Origin of the sequence: Corynebacterium sp. MSK006 (genome assembly GCF_030232385.1) — a bacterium.
GTDB lineage: Bacteria > Actinomycetota > Actinomycetes > Mycobacteriales > Mycobacteriaceae > Corynebacterium > Corynebacterium frankenforstense_A.
Genome location: NZ_JASPJZ010000005.1, coordinates 79,526 through 97,373 on the forward strand (window position 1 = coordinate 79,526; position 17,848 = coordinate 97,373).

Genomic DNA, 17,848 nt, shown 5'->3' on the forward strand with positions numbered 1-17,848 from the left:
CGCCAAGCACGACGCCGGCGACCGCATGCCCGACACCGCCGCCGCCACGTCCACCACCCCCGAGGCCACGCACCCCTCCGGCATCCCCGCCGAGACCCGCCGCCTGCTGCCCTGGATCATCGCCTCGCTGATGCTCTCCATGCTGATGAGCTCGCTGGGCCAGATGATCTTCTCCACCGCCCTGCCGACCATCGTCGGCGAGCTCGGCGGCGTGGAGCACATGAGCTGGGTGATCACCGGCTTCCTGCTCGGCCAGACCATCTCGCTGCCGATCTTCGGCAAGCTGGGCGACCAGATCGGGCGCAAGGGCCTGTTCATCTTCGCCAACGCCCTGTTCGTCCTCGGTTCCCTGCTCGGCGGGTTCGCCAACTCGATGGCCGTGCTCATCGTCGCCCGCGTGCTGCAGGGCATCTCCGGCGGCGGCATGATGATCCTCTCGCAGGCCATCACGGCCGAGGTGACCACCCCTCGCGAGCGCGGCAAGTACATGGGCATCATGGGCTCGGCCTTCGCCGTCTCCTCGGTGCTCGGCCCGGTGCTCGGCGGCTGGTTCACCGACGGCCCCGGCTGGCGCTGGGGCCTGTGGCTCAACGTCCCGCTGGGTCTGGTCTCGATCGTGGCGGTCGCCTTCCTGCTGCGCCTGCCCGAGCGCGAGCGCCGCCTCAACCTCGACTGGGCGGGCACCGCGACCATGGCGATCGCCACCGCGGCCCTGGTGCTCGTGACCACCTGGGGCGGCAACGAGTACGAGTGGTCGGATCCGGTGATCATCGGGCTGATCGTGACCTTCGTCGTCGTCGGCGCGCTCTTCGTCTTCGTCGAGCTGCGCGCGGAGGACCCGCTGGTGCCGATGCGGCTGTTCGCCAACCGCAACTTCGTGCTGACCACCGTCGCCGGCTTCGGCATCGGCGTCTTCATGTTCGGCTCGCTGGCCTACTTCCCCACCTACCTGCAGATGGTCCACGGCCTGTCCCCGACCGCGGCCGGGCTGATGCTGATCTGGATGATGGTCGGTGTCATGGGCACCTCGATCGCCGTCGGCGGCCTGGTCTCGCGCACCGGCAACTACAAGGTCTTCCCGATCGTGGGCATGTTCATCGTCACCGCCGGGCTGGTCCTGATGTCGCGCCTGGACCGCGAGACCAGCCTGACCGGCGTGGGCCTGCGCATCTTCGTCTTCGGCTTCGGCATCGGCTGCGCCATGCAGGTGCTGGTGCTCATCGTGCAGAACTCCTTCGCCGTCCGCGAGGTCGGCACCGTCACCGCCGCGAACAACTTCTTCCGCCAGATCGGCGGCTCGGTCGGCGCGGCCCTGGTCGGCGGCCTGTTCGTGGACAAGCTGAAGGACCTGCTCGCCGAGCGCATCCCCGAGGCCATGGCCTCGATGGGCCAGGCGGGCGCGGCCGCCGGCGGCCAGCTGCCGCAGATCGACAGCGCGCGGCTGACCCCGGACCTGGTCAACTCGCTTCCCGAGCCGATCATGATCGCCATCGAGTCCAGCTACAACGACGCGCTGACCCCGATCTTCCTGCTGCTCGCCCCCATCGCCCTGGTCTGCGGGCTGATCCTGATCGGCATCCGCGCCGACACCCTCAAGGAGACCATCTCCTGATCCGGCGTTGAGATTGCCGACGCCGCGCGGCGTGCGCGAGCGCGCAAAAGCGCCCGTCCCCTGGTGCAGGGGGCGGGCGCTTTCCTGTGACTTGTGTGAGGCCCGCGGCCGGTCGGGCGCGGAGCAGGTCAGCTGTCGGGCAGGTCAGCTGTCGGGCAGGTCGTCGACGTGGATCTCGGGCTTGGGCAGCAGCTTCTCCCAGACGTCGGTGTCGCGCCACTGGCCGGCGAGCTCGCCGTAGGGCATCTTGGCCAGGTGGTGGTAGGTGCCCACCTTCTCGAAGCCGCGGGAGGCGTGCAGGCGCGCCGAGCCCTCGTTCTCCGGGAAGATCCAGGAGTGGATGGCCCACTTGCCCATCTGGGAGACGCGCTCGATCAGCGCGTCGAGCAGGGCGCTGGCCACGCCGCGGCCCTGGGCGTCCGGGGAGATGTAGATGGAGTCCTCGACCACGCCGCTGAAGACGCGGCGCGAGGAGACCGGGGCTGCGGCGACCCAGCCGAGCAGCTTCGAGTCGTCCTCCTTGTCGACGGCGACCTGGACGCTCTCCAGCAGCTTCGAGGTGCTGAATTTCTCCCAGTCCCAGGCGCGCCGCTCGTAGGAGGCGTGCCCGGTGTTCAGGCCGTGCTCGTAGATTCCCTGGACCTGCGGGAAGTCTTCCTGGCGGAAGTCCCGGACGGTGAAGGTCTTTTCTGCCATGCCCACCATTTTCCTGTCTCTGCGCGGGCCGCGCAACCAGTTGGCCGGACGCCTTTTCCCGGGTCAGTCGCCGAGCAGCTCGGTGACCAGTTCGGCGATCTCGGAGCGCTCGGAGCGGCGCAGCGTCACGTGCGCGAACAGGTGGTGGTCCTTGAGCTTCTCGATGACGGCCTGCACGCCGTCGTGACGGCCGACGCGCAGGTTGTCGCGCTGGGCGACGTCGTGGGTGAGCACGACCCTCGAGCGCGCGCCCAGACGGGACAGGACCGTCAGCAAGACGTTGCGCTCCAGCGACTGCGCCTCGTCGACGATGACGAAGGCGTCGTGCAGGCTGCGGCCTCGGATGTGGGTCAGGGGCAGCACCTCGAGCAGGCCGCGGTCCTCGATCTCGTCGAGGACGTTCTGGGAGACGAGACTGGACAGCGTGTCGTGCACGGCCTGGGCCCAGGGGTTCATCTTCTCGTCCTCGCTGCCGGGCAGGTAGCCCAGGGTCTGCCCGCCGACGGCGTAGAGCGGGCGGAAGACGATGATGCGGCGGTGCTCGCCGCGCTCGAGGACGGCCTCGAGGCCGGCGCACAGGGCCAGCGCGGACTTGCCGGTGCCGGCGCGCCCGCCGATGGAGACGATGCCGATCTCCGGGTCGTTGAGCAGGTCGAGGGCGATGCGCTGCTCGGCGGAGCGGCCGGTCAGGCCGAAGGCCTGGGCGTCGCCGCGCACCAGCCGCACGCCGGTGGCGGTCACCCGGCCGAGGGCCGACTGGGAGAGCGCGGAGAACTGCACGCCGCAGTGCACGGGCAGGTCCTCGAGGTTCTCGCCGTCGTCGGTGACCACGTCGGCCAGGCCGGGGTGCTCGAAGTCGAGCTCGCCGTCGGCGAAGAGGGCGTCGACGACCTCGCCGGGCACGTGCACGCGCGCCATGCCGGAGTAGCCGGTGAGCACGACGTCCTGGGCGTGGTACTCGTCCGCCGGCAGGCCGACGGCGCCGGCCTTGACGCGCAGCGGGACGTCCTTGGTCACCAGGGTGACGTCGCGGCCCTCCTCGCGCAGGTTGAGCGCGCAGGCCAGGATGCGCTGGTCGCCGCCGGGGCCGCGGAAGGCGACGGGCAGGACGGCCTGGTCCTGGTGGTTGAGCTCGACGACGAGCGTGCCGCCCTCGACGTTGACGGGCACCGGGCGGTCGAGGCGCTCGTAGGTCGCGCGCAGCTCCTCGAGGTGGCGCAGCGCCTCGCGGGCGAACCAGCCGAGGTCCGGGTGGTTACGCTTGTCCTCGAGCTCGCTGATGACCACCAGCGGGAGCACGACCTCGTGCTCGGCGAACTTGGTCAGGCAGTGCGGGTCGGAGAGGAGGACGGAGGTGTCGATGACGTAGGTCCGTGTGGCCACCCGACCCTCCTCCTCTCGCTCGGCGTGCTCTGCGGTGCGCGTGATCGGGCTGGTCATGTCGGGACGTCTCCTCGGTAGGCCGGGTTTTCCTCTGTCCACCGCCGAGGCTAAGGGCCGTATGCGGGAATTACATTGCTGGGATATGAACGGTCGGTGACTGTGCCGGATACTTCCGATGGCTCTTTTCCCCTCGAGTCACAACAGCCCCAGGAGACGAAAACGGTCCCGCACCGACGTGGTGCGGGACCGGCGATCCGGCCGGGTGAGCCTCGGCTCAGCCCTCAGCCCAGAGCCCTAGCTCTGCTGGATGTCGGCGCCGAAGCCGGAGCCCTCGTCGATCCAGGAGATGGTGCCGTTCTGGAACTCCTGGGTCCAGCCGGTGGCCTCGGAGGCGTCCTTCTCCGGGGCGGTCGGCAGGCCGACCTCGGCGTCCAGGCCGCCCTCCTCGACCCAGGTCTCGCCGATCTTGCCCACCAGCTCGACCGGGTCGGTCTCCTCAGAGTAGACGATGCGGTCGTCGTTCTCGAAGGTGGCGACGGTGCCGTTCTCGCCCTCCTCGACGTCGGTGACCTTGCCGAAGTCGGACTCGTGCTCCTCGATGGCCTTGGCCAGCGCGCCCGGCACGGCGACCTTCTCGCCGCCGGCGGTCTCGATCTCCTGGGTCTCGCCGTCGGCCTTGTCCGACTCGGAGGCGGAGGCCGACTCGGAGGCGGTCTCCGAGGGGTCGGAGGAGTCGGAGGCGTCCGCCTCGCTGGTCACGGCGTTGGAGGTGACGGTCTCGTCGATCGAGCCGTCGTTGCCGTCATCCGAGCAGGCGACCAGGCCGAGGGCCAGGGCACCGGCGGCGGCACCGGCGAGCACGCGACGGGTGAGGGAACGGTTCATGGTGAAGACCTTTCTTACAGTGAGTGTGTACTTTTCCATGGTGCGTCATGTGACCGTCCCCGTGCCACCGTGGGTGACAACTGTGACACTCCCGTGATCCGGCGGGGTGCCCGTGCATCCGCCCCGCGGTGCCTCCGCTCAGCGCCTCCCGCGGCCCCCGCGCCCGCCACGTCCGCCCCGACCGCCGCGGCCGCGGCCCGGGCGTCCCCCGATCCCGGCGGACTTCCCGGGGCCCCTGCCCTTCCTGTCATTTCCGCCCTTACCGGCCTTCCCGGCCTTGGTGCCCTTCTTCCCGGCCTTGGCGCCCTTGCCCGCCTTGTCGTCCCGGGCGCCGCCCGCGCTGCTCCCCCGCCCGCCGCGCGGGTTGGCGCGCCGGGTCGAGTTGCCCGTGCGTCCCTTGGCCACGCCGACGAAGTCCTGCACCGCGTCCGAGTCCGCCTCACGTCGCCACACCAACGCCACGCGGGTAGGCACCACGCCGGCCTGCGCGGCGTCGGCAAGCGTCAACGGAACCACCTGGCGCTTGGCCAGGACCTTGAGCACCGGGCGCGGCGCGAGCACCACGCCAACGTTCGCGCCGACGACGGGCAGCATGGTGCGCACCTGGGCGATGTCGACGGTGCCGTCGGCGGCGGGCCGGTAGTGCACGGTCTCGCCCTCGAGATCGGCGGGGCACACCTCCTCGCCGAGCTCGGCGAAGACGCTGTCCTTGGGCACCGCCACGCCCGGGGCCTCGTCGTAGAGCTCGACCTTGTGCAGGCTCTCGAGCGCGGCCTCGACACGCGGGTCGGGCAGCCGCACCAGCGCGAGGGTGACCCGGCCGTCGAGCACCTCGGCGACGGGGTCGTCGGAGGCGGCGGCCTCCACTCCCCCGTGCGCGGTGGTCTGCCGGTAGCGGCGCAGCCACTTGCCGGGCTCGCAACCGGTGGCGAAACTCAAGGTCAACATGGCGGTAATGCTACCGTGAGGCCCATGAGCGAAGAACTGGCCGGACGCCGCCCCTCAGGCCGGGCGATGAAGCCGCAGACCGCCGCGCGCAAGCTCGGCGTCTACCTGCCCGCAACCCCCCAGGAGTTCCAGGACAACGCCGTCACCCACGCGGAGCTGCGCGAACTGCAGCACAACCCGCCGCAGTGGCTGACCGAGCTGCGCGAGAAGGGCCCGCACCCGCGGCCCGTGGTCGCCGCCAAGCTGGGCGTGACCATCGCCGCGCTGAAGCGGCACGACTCCGCCGGACCCCTGACCACCGCCGAGATCGAGGCGCTGCTCGCCGACCAGCCCGAGTGGCTGCGCGCCGAGCGCGAGGCCGCCCGCGGCGAGGGCGAGGCCAAGGAAGAGGCCCCGGCGGACGACGCCGAGGCCCCGGCCGAAGACGAGGACTGACCCCGCCGCCTGGCCGCGCCTAGCGCCGCGGCCAGGCGAACTCCACCTCACCGTCGACGGTGACGCGCGCCGTGCCCTCCGGGTACGGCGCGTCCGCGTCTTCGGGCACCGGCCCGGAGACCGTCAGCTCCACGTCCGCGCGGTGCTCCGCGCCGTCGGCTGCACCGGTGACCCGGTAGACCAGGCGCGTGTTCTCCGTGTCGACGACCTCGATCTCGCCGCGGGTCAGCCACGGGTGGCGCCGGCGCAGCGCGATGAGCGCCTCGTAGACCGGGTAGAGCCAGCGGCCGAGCCCCGAGAGCTCCTCCGGGGTGCCGGGCAGCGGCGGGCGCAGCGCGTCGTCGGCGCCCCAGCCCTCCCCTTTCGCGCCGCGGAAGGCCTGCTCGTCGCCGTAGTAGACGCTCGGCAGCCCGGGCACGGTGAACAGAACGGTGGCGGCGAGCACCGCGCCGGCGTCGCCGACGGTGCCGGCGATGCGGTCGACGTCGTGGTTGCCCACGAAGGTCTGCATGAGCAGCTTCGCGGAGAAGTCGTGGTGGCGGCCCAGCGCGTGGGCCAGCTCGAAGAAGTTCGCGTCCTTCAGCGAGCTCCACACGGCCTTCCACAGCTCGTACTGGGTGACCGTGTCCAGGTGCGAGGCCAGGCCGAACTCCGCGTAGTCGCCGTGGATCATCTCGCCGAGGAACTTCGCGTCCGGGTGTGTCTGATGCACCCGGTCGATGACCTCCGCCCAGAACTGCGTGGGCACCGCGTAGGCGACGTCGAGGCGCCACCCGGAGATCCCCCGGTCCAGCCAGTGGCGCATGACGTCGACGACGAAGTCCGCGGTGCGTGGGTCCGAGTGGTCGAGCTCGGCCAGCGTGCCGTCGCCCTCCCAGCCGGCGACGTCGCCCCCGGCGTCGCGGCGCACGGGACCGCCCCCGTCCACAAAGGGATGGGTGGCGGCGACGTGGTTGAACACACCGTCGAGGATCACGTCCAGCCCGCGGGCGTGGGCGGCCTCGATGAGCCGGCGGAAGTCCTCCTCGTCGCCGAGGCGCCGGTCGATGCGGTAGTGGTCAAGCGTGTCGTAGCCGTGCGCGACGGACTCGAAGATCGGGCCGAGCAAGAGCCCGTTGCAGCCCAGCCGGACGACGTAGTCGAGCCAGGGCTCCAGGCGGCGCAGCCGCGGCGCGGCGTCGTCGCCGTCCCGGTCGCGCACGGGTGCCCCGCAGGCGCCGAGGGGGTAGACGTGCCACCAGATGGCGTAGTCGAGGTTCACGGTCTGCTCTCCGTTTCCGCTTGGCGACGCCGCGCGGTGCACCCTGGGCGGGTGCCGCCCCGTTGCGGGTGCCGCCCCGGTTCCCGGGGCGACTCAGGCGGCCTCTAGTCGCTGAATTTCCAGTTCTCCCACCCATCGTAGAGCGGGTAGTCCTCGGCGATCTTGGCCACGCGGGCGCGCAGGGCCTCGACGTCGGCGTTCTCGCCTGCGGCCAGGGCGGTGCCGATGATGTCGGCGACCTCCTCGAAGGCCTTGGTGTCCAGGCCGCGGGTGGCCAGCGCCGGGGTGCCGATGCGCAGGCCGGAGGAGACTGCCGGCGGACGCGGGTCGAAGGGCACGGCATTGCGGTTGACGGTGATGCCGACCTGGTGCAGGAGGTCCTCGGCCTGCTGGCCGTCGAGCTTGGACTCGCGCAGGTCCGCGAGCACCAGGTGCACGTCGGTGCCGCCGGTGAGCACGTCGACGCCGGCGGCGCGGCAGTCCTCGCCGGTCAGTCGCTCGGCGAGGATGCGCGCGCCCTCGAGGGTGCGCTCCTGGCGGGCCTTGAACTCCTCGGTGGCGGCGATCTTGAGCGCGATGGCCTTCGCGGCCACCACGTGCATCAGGGGGCCGCCCTGCTGGCCGGGGAAGACCGCGGAGTTGATCTTCTTGGCCCAGTTCTGCTTGGTCAGGATCATGCCGGAGCGCGGGCCGCCCAGGGTCTTGTGCACGGTGGTCGAGACGATGTCCGAGTGCGGCACCGGCGAGGGGTGCAGCCCGGCGGCGACCAGGCCGGCGAAGTGGGCCATGTCGGTCCACAGCACGGCACCGACCTCGTCGGCGATGGAGCGGAAGGCCGCGAAGTCGAGGGTGCGCGGGTAGGCGGACCAGCCGGCGATGATGACCTTCGGGCGGTGCTCGAGGGCCAGCTCGCGGACCTTGTCCATGTCGATGCGCATGGTCTCCGGGTCGACCTCGTAGGCGACGACGTTGTAGAGGCGGCCGGAGAAGTTGATCTTCATGCCGTGGGTCAGGTGGCCGCCGTGGGCCAGCGAGAGACCCATGATCGTGTCGCCGGCGCGGGCCGCGGCGTGCAGCACCGCGGCGTTGGCCTGGGCGCCCGAGTGCGGCTGGACGTTGGCGAAGTCGGCGTCGAAGAGGGACTTCGCGCGCTCGCGCGCCAGGTCCTCGATGACGTCGACGTGCTCGCAGCCGCCGTAGTAGCGGCGCCCGGGGTAGCCCTCGGCGTACTTGTTGGTCAGCACCGAGCCCTGCGCCTGCAGGACGGCGCGGGGCACGAAGTTCTCGGAGGCGATCATCTCCAGGGTGGTGCGCTGGCGGTTGAGCTCGGCGCGGATCGCGGCGTCGACGTCGGGGTCCAGCGTCGAGAGCGGCTGCAGGCGGGTGTCTTCGGTCATGGGGGCTGACGGGCCTTTCGTTCCTGTCTACGGTCAAGTGCGACGGTTCACAGTCTAGACCCGCCCCGCGACGACCCACCCGCACCCTCCCTGGCAAGATGTAGGCCATGTCGCGCAGCAACGTCATCAGTCCCTACCTGGACTTCGACCGGGAACAGTGGCGGAAGCTGCGTCGTGCCATGCCGCAGGTGCTCACCGAGGAGGAGGTCGCCTCCCTGCGCGGCATCGGCGAGAACATCGACCTGCGCGAGGTCGCCGAGGTCTACCTGCCGCTGAGCCGTCTGATCCACCTGCAGGTCGCCGCCCGCCAGCGCCTGACCGCCGCCACCGACGAGTTCCTCGGCGCCGAGGCCCAGCACGTGCCCTTCATCATCGGGGTCGCCGGCTCCGTGGCCGTGGGCAAGTCCACCACCGCCCGCCTGCTGCAGGTCCTGCTGCAGCGCTGGGACTCCCACCCGCGGGTCGACCTGGTGACCACCGACGGCTTCCTGTGGCCGGCCGCCGAGCTGCGCCGGCGCCGGATGATGAACCGCAAGGGCTTCCCCGAGTCCTACGACCGGCGCGCGCTCTTACGCTTCGTCACCGACGTCAAGTCCGGCATGCCCGCCGTCGAGGCGCCCGTCTACTCCCACCGCCTCTACGACCGGGTGCCCGACGAGGTGCAGACGGTGCGCCGCCCGGACATCCTCATCCTCGAGGGACTCAACGTGCTGCAGACCGGGCCGACGCTGATGGTCTCCGACCTCTTCGACTTCTCCGTCTACGTCGACGCGCCCACGGCCACCATCGAGGAGTGGTACATCAAGCGCTTCCTCGCGCTGCGCTCCACCGAGTTCACCAAGCCCGGCGCGCACTTCCGCCACTTCGCGGGCCTGCCCGACGCCGAGGCCGTCGCCGAGGCCCGCGAGATCTGGCAGTCGATCAACCTGCCCAACCTGGTCGAGAACATCCTGCCGACCCGGGTGCGCGCCTCCCTGGTGCTGCGCAAGGGCGACGACCACCAGGTCACCCGGGTGCGCCTGCGCAAGCTCTGAGGCTCTACGGCCCGGAAAGCCGTGGCCGCGCCCACGCCGCGGGGAACCGCGAAGCGTCGGGGCGCGGCGTCGTCAATCTCCCCGTCAGTGCGTGGCGTTGGCGCACACCCACGCCTCGATGGGGTCGAGCTCGGAGAAGTCGACCTGGTCGACGTCGCGGTCGTAGGCGGCGATCATCGCGCGGTCGTTGTCGGACTTGCGCGGCTTGGCCTTCAGCGCGCGGATCACGCCCCACATCACCGCGCGGTGGGCGCGGCTGATCTCGGAGTAGAACAGCTTGCCCGGCAGGTAGAAGCGGGCGATGCCGGGCCGGTCGCGCAGCTTGCCGGCCATCTGGTCGCGCTCACGGGCGGAGGCGGGCAGCGACATGCCCACGGCCACCGCGGCGGCCGGGCGGGTGCCGATCTCGGCGTCGGCGAGGAAGTCGGCGGCCTCGACCTGGGGCCCGAAGGTCGGCGAGGCGATGACCAGCGGGGCCTGCGAGGCGCTCAGGTCGGCCGCGCGGGCCTCGTCGAGCGGGCGGGCGACGGTGCCCAGGCGGGCGGCGAGCTCCTCGGCGTAGCGGCGGGTGGAGCCGTAGGTGGTGGTGAAGAAGACGTCGGCTGCGGGCATGGGTGAATCAGCGCTCCTGGAGGGCGACGGGTGCGGAGAGATCGGACGGGAGGCCGGCCCCGCGGGCGGGGCGACGGTCAAGGCCCAGGCTACCGGTGGGTCCGTGGGCAGCGGCGCGGGGCCGGTGCGGCGGCGCGGCCGGTGTCAGCGGCCGAAGCGGCGCGAGCGCTTGGAGTACTCGCGCAGGGCGCGCAGGAAGTCGATGCGGCGGAAGGCCGGCCAGTAGGTGTCGGTGAACCAGATCTCCGAGTAGGCGGCCTGCCAGAGCAGGAAGCCGGAGAGGCGCTGCTCGCCGGAGGTGCGGATGACCAGGTCCGGGTCCGGCTGGCCGCGGGTGTAGAGGTGGTGCGAGATCGACTCGACGGAGACCTTGCCCGCCAGCTCCTCGGCCGGGGTGCCGGCGGCGACCTCCTCGTCGATGAGCGCGTGCACGGCGTCGACGATCTCCTGGCGCCCGCCGTAGCCGACGGCGACGTTGACGGTCACCCCGTCGTTGCCCTCGGTCTCGGCGGCGGCGTCGCTGAGCCGGCGCGAGATCGCCTCGGGCAGCAGGTCCAGGTGGCCGACGAGGCGCAGCCGGCAGTTGTTCTCCTTCTGGGCGAGCTCGGCGACGACCTCGGCGATGATGTCGTAGAGCATCGTGAGCTCTTCGGGCTCGCGGCGCAGGTTCTCGGTGCTCAGCAGGTAGACCGTGATGATCTCGACCTGCGTGTCGACGCACCAGCGCACCATCTCGCCGATCTTCTTCGCCCCGACGCGGTGGCCGTGGCTGACGTCGTCGAAGCCGGCCTCCCGGGCCCAGCGGCGGTTGCCGTCGCACATCACGGCGACGTGCCGGGGCTGCGGCAGCCCCTTGAGCTCGCGCTCGAGACGGCGCTCGTAGAGGGGGTAGAGCAGCCTGCGCGGGGAGAAGTTCACGCCATCCGAGTCTAGTCGCGCGCCGCCCGACGGGCGCGCACCGCCGCGGCCAGCTCGCCGAGGAGGTCGACGGTGACGTCCATGCCCATGCAGGCGTCGGTGACCGACTGGCCGTAGACCAGGCCCTCTCCCCCGTTGGCCTTCAGCCGCGCCGGGTCGATCTTCTGGGCGCCGGGGACCAGGAAGGACTCCATCATGATCCCGGCGATCGCCGAGCCGTGGGCCCCGCCCGCGGTGACCTGGGCGGCGATGTCGCGCACCACGTCGGCCTGGCGGACGTGATCCTTGCCGGAGTTGGCGTGCGAGGCGTCGATCATCAGCCGCTTCGGCCGCTCGTCGGAGAGCCGCTGCAGGGCGCGGTCGACGGCGCCGGCGTCGTGGTTCGGCCCGCCGGTGCCGCCGCGCAGGATGATGTGGCAGTGGTTGTTGCCGGCGGTCTCGACGACGGCGAGCTCCCCGTCGTCGGTGGTGCCGAAGAAGGTGTGCGGCTGCGCGGCGGCGGCCACCGCGTCGACGGCGACCTGGACGTTGCCGTCGGTGCCGTTCTTGAAGCCGATGGGCATCGACATGCCGCTGGCCAGCTGGCGGTGCACCTGGCTCTCGGTGGTGCGCGCGCCGATGGCGCCCCAGGCGACCGCGTCCGAGTAGTACTGCGGGCTGTTGGGCTCGAGGAACTCGCAGGCGGCCGGCAGGCCCAGGGTGACGACTTCGGTGAGGACCTGGCGGGCCAGGCGCACCCCGCGCGGGATGTCGAAGGTGCCGTTGAGGTCCGGGTCGTTGATCAGGCCCTTCCAGCCGACGGTGGTGCGCGGCTTCTCGAAGTAGACGCGCATGACGATCTTCAGCTCGTCGGACAGCCGCGCGGCCAGGGGGCTGAGCCGGTTGGCGTAGTCGAGCGCGGCGACCGGGTCGTGGATCGAGCACGGGCCCACGATCACGGTCAGGCGGTCGTCCTCCCCGGCGAAGGCGTCCGCGATCTCCTGGCGGTCGCGCTCCACCTGCGCCTGGGCGCGAGCGCCGAGCGGGTGCTCGGACTGGATCTTGGCGGGGCTGGGCAGGGAGTGGAAGGCCAGCACGCGGCGGTTGGTCGTCGATGCCGGGTGGTCGAGGGAGACCGGGCTGCTCATGGGGTGGCTCCTGGTTCGTGAGGCCCGCGCGGATTCTGTGGTTCGCGCGGTACGGGCGGTGGCGGGGTGGAAAGGGGGTCAGGACACAAAAAAGCAGCCCTCCCGCCGGGTGGCGGAAGTGCTGCTGCTCCAGGGCTGCGCCTTATCAGGGGGTGGGCGCCGACGCTGCGGCGCGGCTCACTCCTGGAGCCTCGCCGAAATAAAATCGCCTGGTCTGCGTCATGGGCCCGACGCTAGCACACCGGCCGGGCGGCCGGGGGCGTTTTCGGGCGGGAATCCCGCGGGGCCGCGCGCCGGCGCGGCAGCGCGCCGAGGAGCGCGAAGCCTACAGCCAGCGTTTCTTCGACCGGTCGAGCACACCGGCCTCGGCCATCGCCTCGTCGATCGCCTTCTCGTCGAAGGGGTCGATGCCGTGGCGCTCGGCGAACATCATGCGGCGGTTCATCCGGGCGTAGCGGCGGTAGAAACGCCAGCCGATGAAGAGCACCGCGGCCAGCAGGGCCACGATGACCAGCAGGCCGACCGGGGACGCCTTGCCGAACTCCGGGCCGAGCGGTCCCCCCTTCTCCTGCTGGGCGAGCACGATCAGGTAGCCGAAGTCCGCGCGGGCGCCGGCCAGCGCGGCGTTGAACGCCGGGGCAGCGGCAGCAAATCCGGTCACGGGCGTCATCCGCCTTTCCTCTAGTCGGTCCCCGGGTCAGTCTCCGGGCGGGCGCACATGCGCCCGGTTTCATTCCAGGTTAGTCTCCGCGGGCGCCAGGATCAGAGCCGGGCGCGGGCCGCGGCCTCCTGGGCGTCAGCCTCCGCGACGTCGTCGGAGATGCCGGCGAAGAGGTCATCCTCGGGGATGTCGGTGCTCACACGGGTCTGGGCGAGCTCGAACTCCTCGGTGGGCCACAGGCGCGCCTGCACCTCGGGCGGGGTCGCCAGGAACGCGCCGGCCGGGTCGATCTGGGTGGCGTGCGCACGCAGGGCGGCGTCGCGGTTGGTGAAGTAGTCGTCGCAGCGCACCTGGGTGGTCACGCGCGCCATGATGTCGGCGTCATGCGCCTTCCAGCGGGCCAACATCGGCTCGTACGGGCTGGGCAGGCCCTGCTCGATGAGCAGGTTGTGGAAGAGCTCGAGGCGCTGGCGGACGAAGCCGTGCGTGTAGTACAGCTTCAGCGGTGCCCAGGGGGCGCCCAGCTCCGGGGCGTAGTCGGAGCGGCCGGCCTTGTCCCAGGCCTTCATGGAGACCTCGTGGACCTTCAGGTGGTCCGGGTGCGGGTAGCCGCCGTTCTCGTCGTAGGTGATGATCACGTGCGGGCGCAGCTCGCGGATGACCTTGACCACCTCGCGGGTGACCTCCTCGCTGTCGTCGAGGGCGAAGCAGCCCTCCGGCAGCGGCGGCAGCGGGTCGCCCTGCGGCAGGCCCGAGTCGACGTGGCCGAGCCAGACGTGGTCCACGCCGAGCGCGGCGACGGCCTGGGCCATCTCCTCGCGGCGCACCGAGACCATGTTCTCCTTGATCCCCGGGCGGTCCATCGCCGGGTTGAGGATGTCGCCGCGTTCCCCACCGGTGCATGTGAGCACCGTCGTCGGGTGGCCCTCGTCGGCGTAGCGGGCGAGGGTCGCCGCACCCTTGGACGACTCGTCGTCCGGATGGGCGTGGATGGCCAGAAGCCGGGTGGCACTCACCGGTGCATCCCTTCCTTTCGCGGGTGGGTCTCGGGGGAACCTTACAAGACTACCCACTGTACGCGGCAGGCTACGATGAGGGCACCGCCACCGGTGACCGCGGGTGCGCGAGCCCGCCGTCACCGCGCCCCTGAACCGATCCCGCGCCGAGGAGGCCCGAGCGACCACCGTGTCCGATTCGACCAAGTTCACCCGCCCCGCCGAGCGCTATGGGGCCGCGCGCCGACCCGTCGACAAGTCCAACCGCAGGACCGGCCGGGCACTCATCCTCGCCGTCCTCTTCGTCGCGATCGTCACCGTCGTCCTCTTCGCCCAGTTCATCTCGCAGCGCGAGGACGCCGACGTCACCGCCTCGATGACGAACTTCGAGCGCGTCGAGGACGACACGTTGGCCATGAGCATCGACGTCACCCGCGACGACGTCGACAAGCCCTCCTACTGCATCGTCACCGCGCTCAACTACGACAAGGCCGAGGTCGGTCGCCGCGACGTCGTCATCCCCGCCGGCGGGCCGGAGACGCAGCGCATCGACGTCGAGATCACCACCCGTGACCTGCCGGTCTCGGGCAGCGTCTACGGCTGTTCCACGAACATGCCCGCCTTCCTGGAGCACTAGCACCCGTGTGCTAGGATCGGGCACCATCTAGTGCGCATTTGACCTGCGGTTTCACCGCCCCGGCCCGGCAGGGGCCACGGGCGGGGAGGCCGCGGGTGGTGTGTGACGGCCCGCCCGCGCCGCGGGAGCAGCCCCGCGCGGCGGGCCGACGAGGATTCGCAAAGCGGAAAGGACGCCACGCATGGCAGACGGTCAGCAGCAGTACATCACCCCCGAGACCAAGGCGAAGCTCGAGGAGGAGCTGCAGAGCCTCATCGACCACCGCCCCGTGGTCGCCGCCGAGATCAACGAGCGCCGCGAGGAGGGCGACCTCAAGGAGAACGCCGGCTACGACGCCGCGCGTGAGATGCAGGACCAGGAGGAGGCCCGCATCAAGAAGATCTCCGAGATCCTCGCCAACTCCACCACCGAGCGCTCCGCCGTCGTCGAGGGCGTGGCCAACGTCGGCTGCGTCGTGCACGTCTACTACAACGGCGACGAGAGCGACAAGGAGACCTTCCTGATCGGCACCCGCGCCGCCGCCTCGGACAACAAGGACCTGGAGACCTACTCCGAGCAGTCCCCGCTCGGCGCCGCCATCCTGGGCGCCAGCGAGGGCGAGACCCGCGAGTACACCGCCCCGAACGGCCGCACCATCTCCGTGACCATCGAGTCGGCCGCCCCCTACGACTCCATCAAGGCCGCCACCCCGCGTCAGAGCTAAGGCCCGGGACTTTCCCGTAACCCCCTCCCCCACGACCCCAAGGAGCCTCCCATGAACCGTTCCCTCCGCCGCTTCGGCGCGCTGAGCGCCGCGGCCCTCGCCGCCGGCCTGGCGCTGTCCGCCTGCTCCCCGCCCAACGAGCAGGACTCCGAGAAGAAGTTCGACACCGCCACCGAGGCGCCCGCCGGCCAGGCCACCGCGGCCAGCTCCGCGACGAGCAGCGCCACGGCGACCACCTCCGCGGCCGCCGCCGAGCTGCCGGGCTACGCCGACTGCCAGGCCGCGCCCGTCACCGAGCCGGCCACCCTCACCCTCGACTGCGTGCGTCTCGACGACCGCGTGACCGGCGTCCAGTGGGACGAGTGGACCGCCGAGGGCGCCACCGGCACCGGCACCCGCGGCTCCGAGAAGGTCGACGTCGAGCTCTCCGAGCCGACCGCCAACGAGGCCGGCGCCACCGTCTTCACGACGGTCACCGTCGACGGCGAGACCGTCACCCCTTAAGCGCGTGCGGCGCCTTACGGCGCCGACGGAAAAACCGCCCGCAGGAGATCAACTCCTGCGGGCGGTTCGCTTACCCGGGGCGGGTTCCGGCCCCGGGGGCCGTCTGCGTCAGTTGCGGTTGAAGTAGCTGAGCAGACGCAGGATCTCGGTGTAGAGCCAGACCAGCGTGACAGCCAGACCGAGTGCCACGCCCCAGGCCATCTGCTGCGGCGCCTGGGCGCGCACCAGCTCGTCGGCCAGGTCGAAGTCCTGCAGGAAGCTCAGGGCCGCCAGGACGATGCAGACCAGGGAGAAGATGATGGCCAGCATGCCGCCGTCACGCAGCGGGTTCATACCGGTGAACAGGGCCAGCAGGAGGTTGCCCAGGGCCAGCACGGCCACGCCGACGATCGCGCCGGTGACGATGCGCTGGAACTTCGGGGTGACCTTGATGGCGCCGGTCTTGTAGACGAAGAGCATGCCGATGAAGACGCCGATGGTGCCCAGGACCGCCTGGCCGATGATGGCGGCACCGGCGTCAGCGTCGATCCCCTGGCTGCTGAACATCCCGGCGAAGACCAGCGAGATGCCGCCGACGAACAGGCCCTCGAAGGCGGCGTAGATCAGGGTGACCGCCGCGGAGCCGAACTTCTTGCCGAAGGAGTGGACCAGCACGGTGATGAAGCCGCCGATGCCGCCCACGCCCGTCAGGATCAGGGCCAGACCCGGGTTGACCAAGGACAGGCCGAAGTTGATCAGGGCGAAGAGCACGATCACGCCGAGGGTGATGCCGGTCTTGGTCACCACGTCGTCGACGGTCATCGGGCGCTCGGATCCCTGACGGCCGCCGAAGGCCGGCTGACCGTAACCGCGGTCCTGGCCGGCCTGGGCGCCGTAGCTGTCGAACTGATTCTGGAAGCCCTGCTGGTAGGCCCCGGCGGACTGGTTGCGGTTGAAGTCGCTGCCGAGGTTCCGCATGACGGGGTTGGAACTGCGCACTCCGCGGTCCTCTCTTTCGTCGGTGTCGCCTGTTGTGCGACGTCGTCTTCTTCGTGTGATTTACGTGTGTTCGCGCGCGCCCTCCGGGCGCGTCCACTTTGTTCAACGCATCGGCCCCCGCGGAAGTTCCCCGCCGCCGGGCCCAGACGGGAGTCTCTCACGTTTCCGCCGCTCATGCTGGCGATCGCGGTCGGGACTCGAACACCTTTCCTAGCGGGCGGACAGTTCTGTCCCGGCCCTCTCCCAGGTTGTGTGCGTGGCGGTCACAGGGACCGCCCCCACTTTCCGGAAAGGAAAACCATGACCCAGCCCTCCCAGACTCCGGTCCACCCCGGCGCGAACTACCCCGGCGGCGCCCCGGCGGTCCTCGCACAGCAGCCCGTGAAGGAGGCGAAGCCCTGGTACAAGCGCTGGTGGGTCTGGCTGATCATCCTCGTCGTCCTGGCCGGCATCGGCATGGGCCTCGGCGACGACTCGACCGGGACGTCCTCGTCCCCGGCCGACTCCGAGACCACCGCTGCGGCCGCCGACGACGTCGAGGCCGCGGACCCGACCACGGGCCTCGCCGACACCGCCGCCGACGTGGACACCGACGCCGCGGCGCTCGGCGCCGGGGACGCCGCGTCCCCGGAGGCCGACTCCCAGCCTGCCGACGAGGCGGTGCCGGAGCAGGGCAAGAACGCGCTGCGCCAGGCGAAGTCGTACGCCAAGACGCTGCACATGAGCAAGGCCGGCATCTACGACCAGCTCATCAGCGAGTACGGCGGCCAGTTCCCCGCCGAGGCCGCCCAGTACGCCGTGGACCACGTCGAAGCCGACTGGAACGCCAACGCCCTGGCCAAGGCGCGCAACTACCAGGAGACCATGGCCATGTCGACGGACGCGATCTACGACCAGCTGGTCAGCGAGTACGGCGAGAAGTTCACCCCCGAGGAGGCGCAGTACGCCGTCGACAATCTCTGACGGTGACGCCGCACGCGCAGACGGTGCCCCCACTGGGAGTCGAACCCAGAACTCACGGATTTTAAGTCCGTTGCCTCTGCCAATTGGGCCATGGGGGCC

At 70.9% G+C, this 17,848-nt stretch carries 19 protein-coding genes and 1 tRNA gene; 7 read left to right on the forward strand and 13 right to left on the reverse strand.

What is annotated here, in order from left to right; all coding sequences use genetic code 11:
• Nucleotides 1–25 precede the first annotated feature (25 nt).
• Nucleotides 26–1,612 carry an MDR family MFS transporter gene (locus QQA02_RS04660; protein ID WP_284863484.1) on the forward strand — a complete coding sequence of 529 codons (1,587 nt, stop codon included), beginning with the start codon at nucleotides 26–28 and terminating at the stop codon, nucleotides 1,610–1,612.
• A 144-nt stretch (nucleotides 1,613–1,756) separates the two neighbouring features.
• Here QQA02_RS04660 and QQA02_RS04665 read toward each other — a convergent pair whose 3' ends face one another.
• The 4 genes from QQA02_RS04665 to QQA02_RS04680 all read right to left on the reverse strand — a co-directional run bounded on the left by QQA02_RS04665 (nucleotide 1,757) and on the right by QQA02_RS04680 (nucleotide 5,524).
• The gene (locus QQA02_RS04665) at nucleotides 1,757–2,308 is read right to left on the reverse strand and encodes a GNAT family N-acetyltransferase (protein WP_284772876.1); all 552 of its coding nucleotides are present in this window, start codon (nucleotides 2,306–2,308) and stop codon (nucleotides 1,757–1,759) included.
• A gap of 63 nt (nucleotides 2,309–2,371) precedes the next feature.
• The gene (gene phoH2, locus QQA02_RS04670; RefSeq protein ID WP_284772875.1) at nucleotides 2,372–3,748 is read right to left on the reverse strand and encodes an RNA 5'-3' helicase PhoH2; all 1,377 of its coding nucleotides are present in this window, start codon (nucleotides 3,746–3,748) and stop codon (nucleotides 2,372–2,374) included.
• A gap of 237 nt (nucleotides 3,749–3,985) precedes the next feature.
• Entirely contained in the window at nucleotides 3,986–4,576 is a 591-nt protein-coding gene (locus QQA02_RS04675) for an LGFP repeat-containing protein (protein ID WP_284772874.1), read from the reverse strand.
• A 138-nt stretch (nucleotides 4,577–4,714) separates the two neighbouring features.
• Nucleotides 4,715–5,524 carry a type 2 periplasmic-binding domain-containing protein gene (locus tag QQA02_RS04680; protein WP_284772873.1) on the reverse strand — a complete coding sequence of 270 codons (810 nt, stop codon included), beginning with the start codon at nucleotides 5,522–5,524 and terminating at the stop codon, nucleotides 4,715–4,717.
• Nucleotides 5,525–5,548: 24 nt separating this feature from the next.
• Between QQA02_RS04680 and QQA02_RS04685 the strand changes: the two genes are divergently transcribed.
• Complete coding sequence (locus QQA02_RS04685; RefSeq protein WP_284772872.1) at nucleotides 5,549–5,959, forward strand: DUF5997 family protein; 411 nt, start codon at nucleotides 5,549–5,551, stop codon at nucleotides 5,957–5,959.
• Between the two features lie 19 nt (nucleotides 5,960–5,978).
• Here QQA02_RS04685 and QQA02_RS04690 read toward each other — a convergent pair whose 3' ends face one another.
• On the reverse strand, nucleotides 5,979–7,220 hold the full coding sequence (locus tag QQA02_RS04690) for an alpha-amylase family protein (protein ID WP_284772871.1): 1,242 nt from the start codon (nucleotides 7,218–7,220) through the stop codon (nucleotides 5,979–5,981).
• A gap of 104 nt (nucleotides 7,221–7,324) precedes the next feature.
• The gene (gene glyA, locus QQA02_RS04695; RefSeq protein WP_284772870.1) at nucleotides 7,325–8,617 is read right to left on the reverse strand and encodes a serine hydroxymethyltransferase; all 1,293 of its coding nucleotides are present in this window, start codon (nucleotides 8,615–8,617) and stop codon (nucleotides 7,325–7,327) included.
• A 107-nt stretch (nucleotides 8,618–8,724) separates the two neighbouring features.
• Between glyA and coaA the strand changes: the two genes are divergently transcribed.
• Nucleotides 8,725–9,651 carry a type I pantothenate kinase gene (gene coaA, locus QQA02_RS04700; protein WP_284772869.1) on the forward strand — a complete coding sequence of 309 codons (927 nt, stop codon included), beginning with the start codon at nucleotides 8,725–8,727 and terminating at the stop codon, nucleotides 9,649–9,651.
• Between the two features lie 84 nt (nucleotides 9,652–9,735).
• Here the strand turns inward: coaA and QQA02_RS04705 are convergent, their stop codons facing one another.
• The 5 genes from QQA02_RS04705 to mca all read right to left on the reverse strand — a co-directional run bounded on the left by QQA02_RS04705 (nucleotide 9,736) and on the right by mca (nucleotide 13,985).
• The gene (locus tag QQA02_RS04705; RefSeq protein WP_284772868.1) at nucleotides 9,736–10,263 is read right to left on the reverse strand and encodes a flavodoxin domain-containing protein; all 528 of its coding nucleotides are present in this window, start codon (nucleotides 10,261–10,263) and stop codon (nucleotides 9,736–9,738) included.
• 144 nt (nucleotides 10,264–10,407) lie between these two features.
• A complete protein-coding gene (locus tag QQA02_RS04710; protein WP_284772867.1) occupies nucleotides 10,408–11,181 on the reverse strand; it encodes an isoprenyl transferase in 774 nt (257 codons plus the stop codon).
• Nucleotides 11,182–11,192: 11 nt separating this feature from the next.
• A complete protein-coding gene (locus QQA02_RS04715) occupies nucleotides 11,193–12,308 on the reverse strand; it encodes a 3-deoxy-7-phosphoheptulonate synthase (protein ID WP_284863436.1) in 1,116 nt (371 codons plus the stop codon).
• Nucleotides 12,309–12,633: 325 nt separating this feature from the next.
• Nucleotides 12,634–12,978, reverse strand: coding sequence for a hypothetical protein (locus QQA02_RS04720; RefSeq protein ID WP_284863437.1), 345 nt, complete (start codon nucleotides 12,976–12,978; stop codon nucleotides 12,634–12,636).
• A 92-nt stretch (nucleotides 12,979–13,070) separates the two neighbouring features.
• Nucleotides 13,071–13,985 (reverse strand): mycothiol conjugate amidase Mca, encoded by a 915-nt coding sequence (mca, locus tag QQA02_RS04725; protein WP_284772865.1) that lies wholly within the window; start codon nucleotides 13,983–13,985, stop codon nucleotides 13,071–13,073.
• Nucleotides 13,986–14,154: 169 nt separating this feature from the next.
• Between mca and QQA02_RS04730 the strand changes: the two genes are divergently transcribed.
• The 3 genes from QQA02_RS04730 (at nucleotide 14,155) to QQA02_RS04740 (ending at nucleotide 15,808) form a co-directional block, all read left to right on the forward strand.
• Nucleotides 14,155–14,601, forward strand: coding sequence for a DUF4307 domain-containing protein (locus QQA02_RS04730; RefSeq protein WP_284863438.1), 447 nt, complete (start codon nucleotides 14,155–14,157; stop codon nucleotides 14,599–14,601).
• A gap of 181 nt (nucleotides 14,602–14,782) precedes the next feature.
• The gene (gene greA, locus QQA02_RS04735) at nucleotides 14,783–15,304 is read left to right on the forward strand and encodes a transcription elongation factor GreA (protein WP_284772863.1); all 522 of its coding nucleotides are present in this window, start codon (nucleotides 14,783–14,785) and stop codon (nucleotides 15,302–15,304) included.
• 51 nt (nucleotides 15,305–15,355) lie between these two features.
• Nucleotides 15,356–15,808: a hypothetical protein gene (locus tag QQA02_RS04740; protein WP_284863439.1), complete on the forward strand. Its 453-nt coding sequence runs from the start codon at nucleotides 15,356–15,358 to the stop codon at nucleotides 15,806–15,808.
• 108 nt (nucleotides 15,809–15,916) lie between these two features.
• On the opposite strand, the gene QQA02_RS04745 is transcribed toward QQA02_RS04740, so the two are convergent.
• Entirely contained in the window at nucleotides 15,917–16,786 is an 870-nt protein-coding gene (locus QQA02_RS04745; protein WP_284863440.1) for a Bax inhibitor-1/YccA family protein, read from the reverse strand.
• A gap of 300 nt (nucleotides 16,787–17,086) precedes the next feature.
• Here QQA02_RS04745 and QQA02_RS04750 point away from each other — a divergent pair, with 300 nt between their 5' ends.
• Entirely contained in the window at nucleotides 17,087–17,749 is a 663-nt protein-coding gene (locus tag QQA02_RS04750; RefSeq protein ID WP_284863441.1) for an Ltp family lipoprotein, read from the forward strand.
• 24 nt (nucleotides 17,750–17,773) lie between these two features.
• Here QQA02_RS04750 and QQA02_RS04755 read toward each other — a convergent pair.
• Nucleotides 17,774–17,847, reverse strand: a tRNA-Leu gene (locus QQA02_RS04755).
• Nucleotide 17,848: the final 1 nt, after the last annotated feature.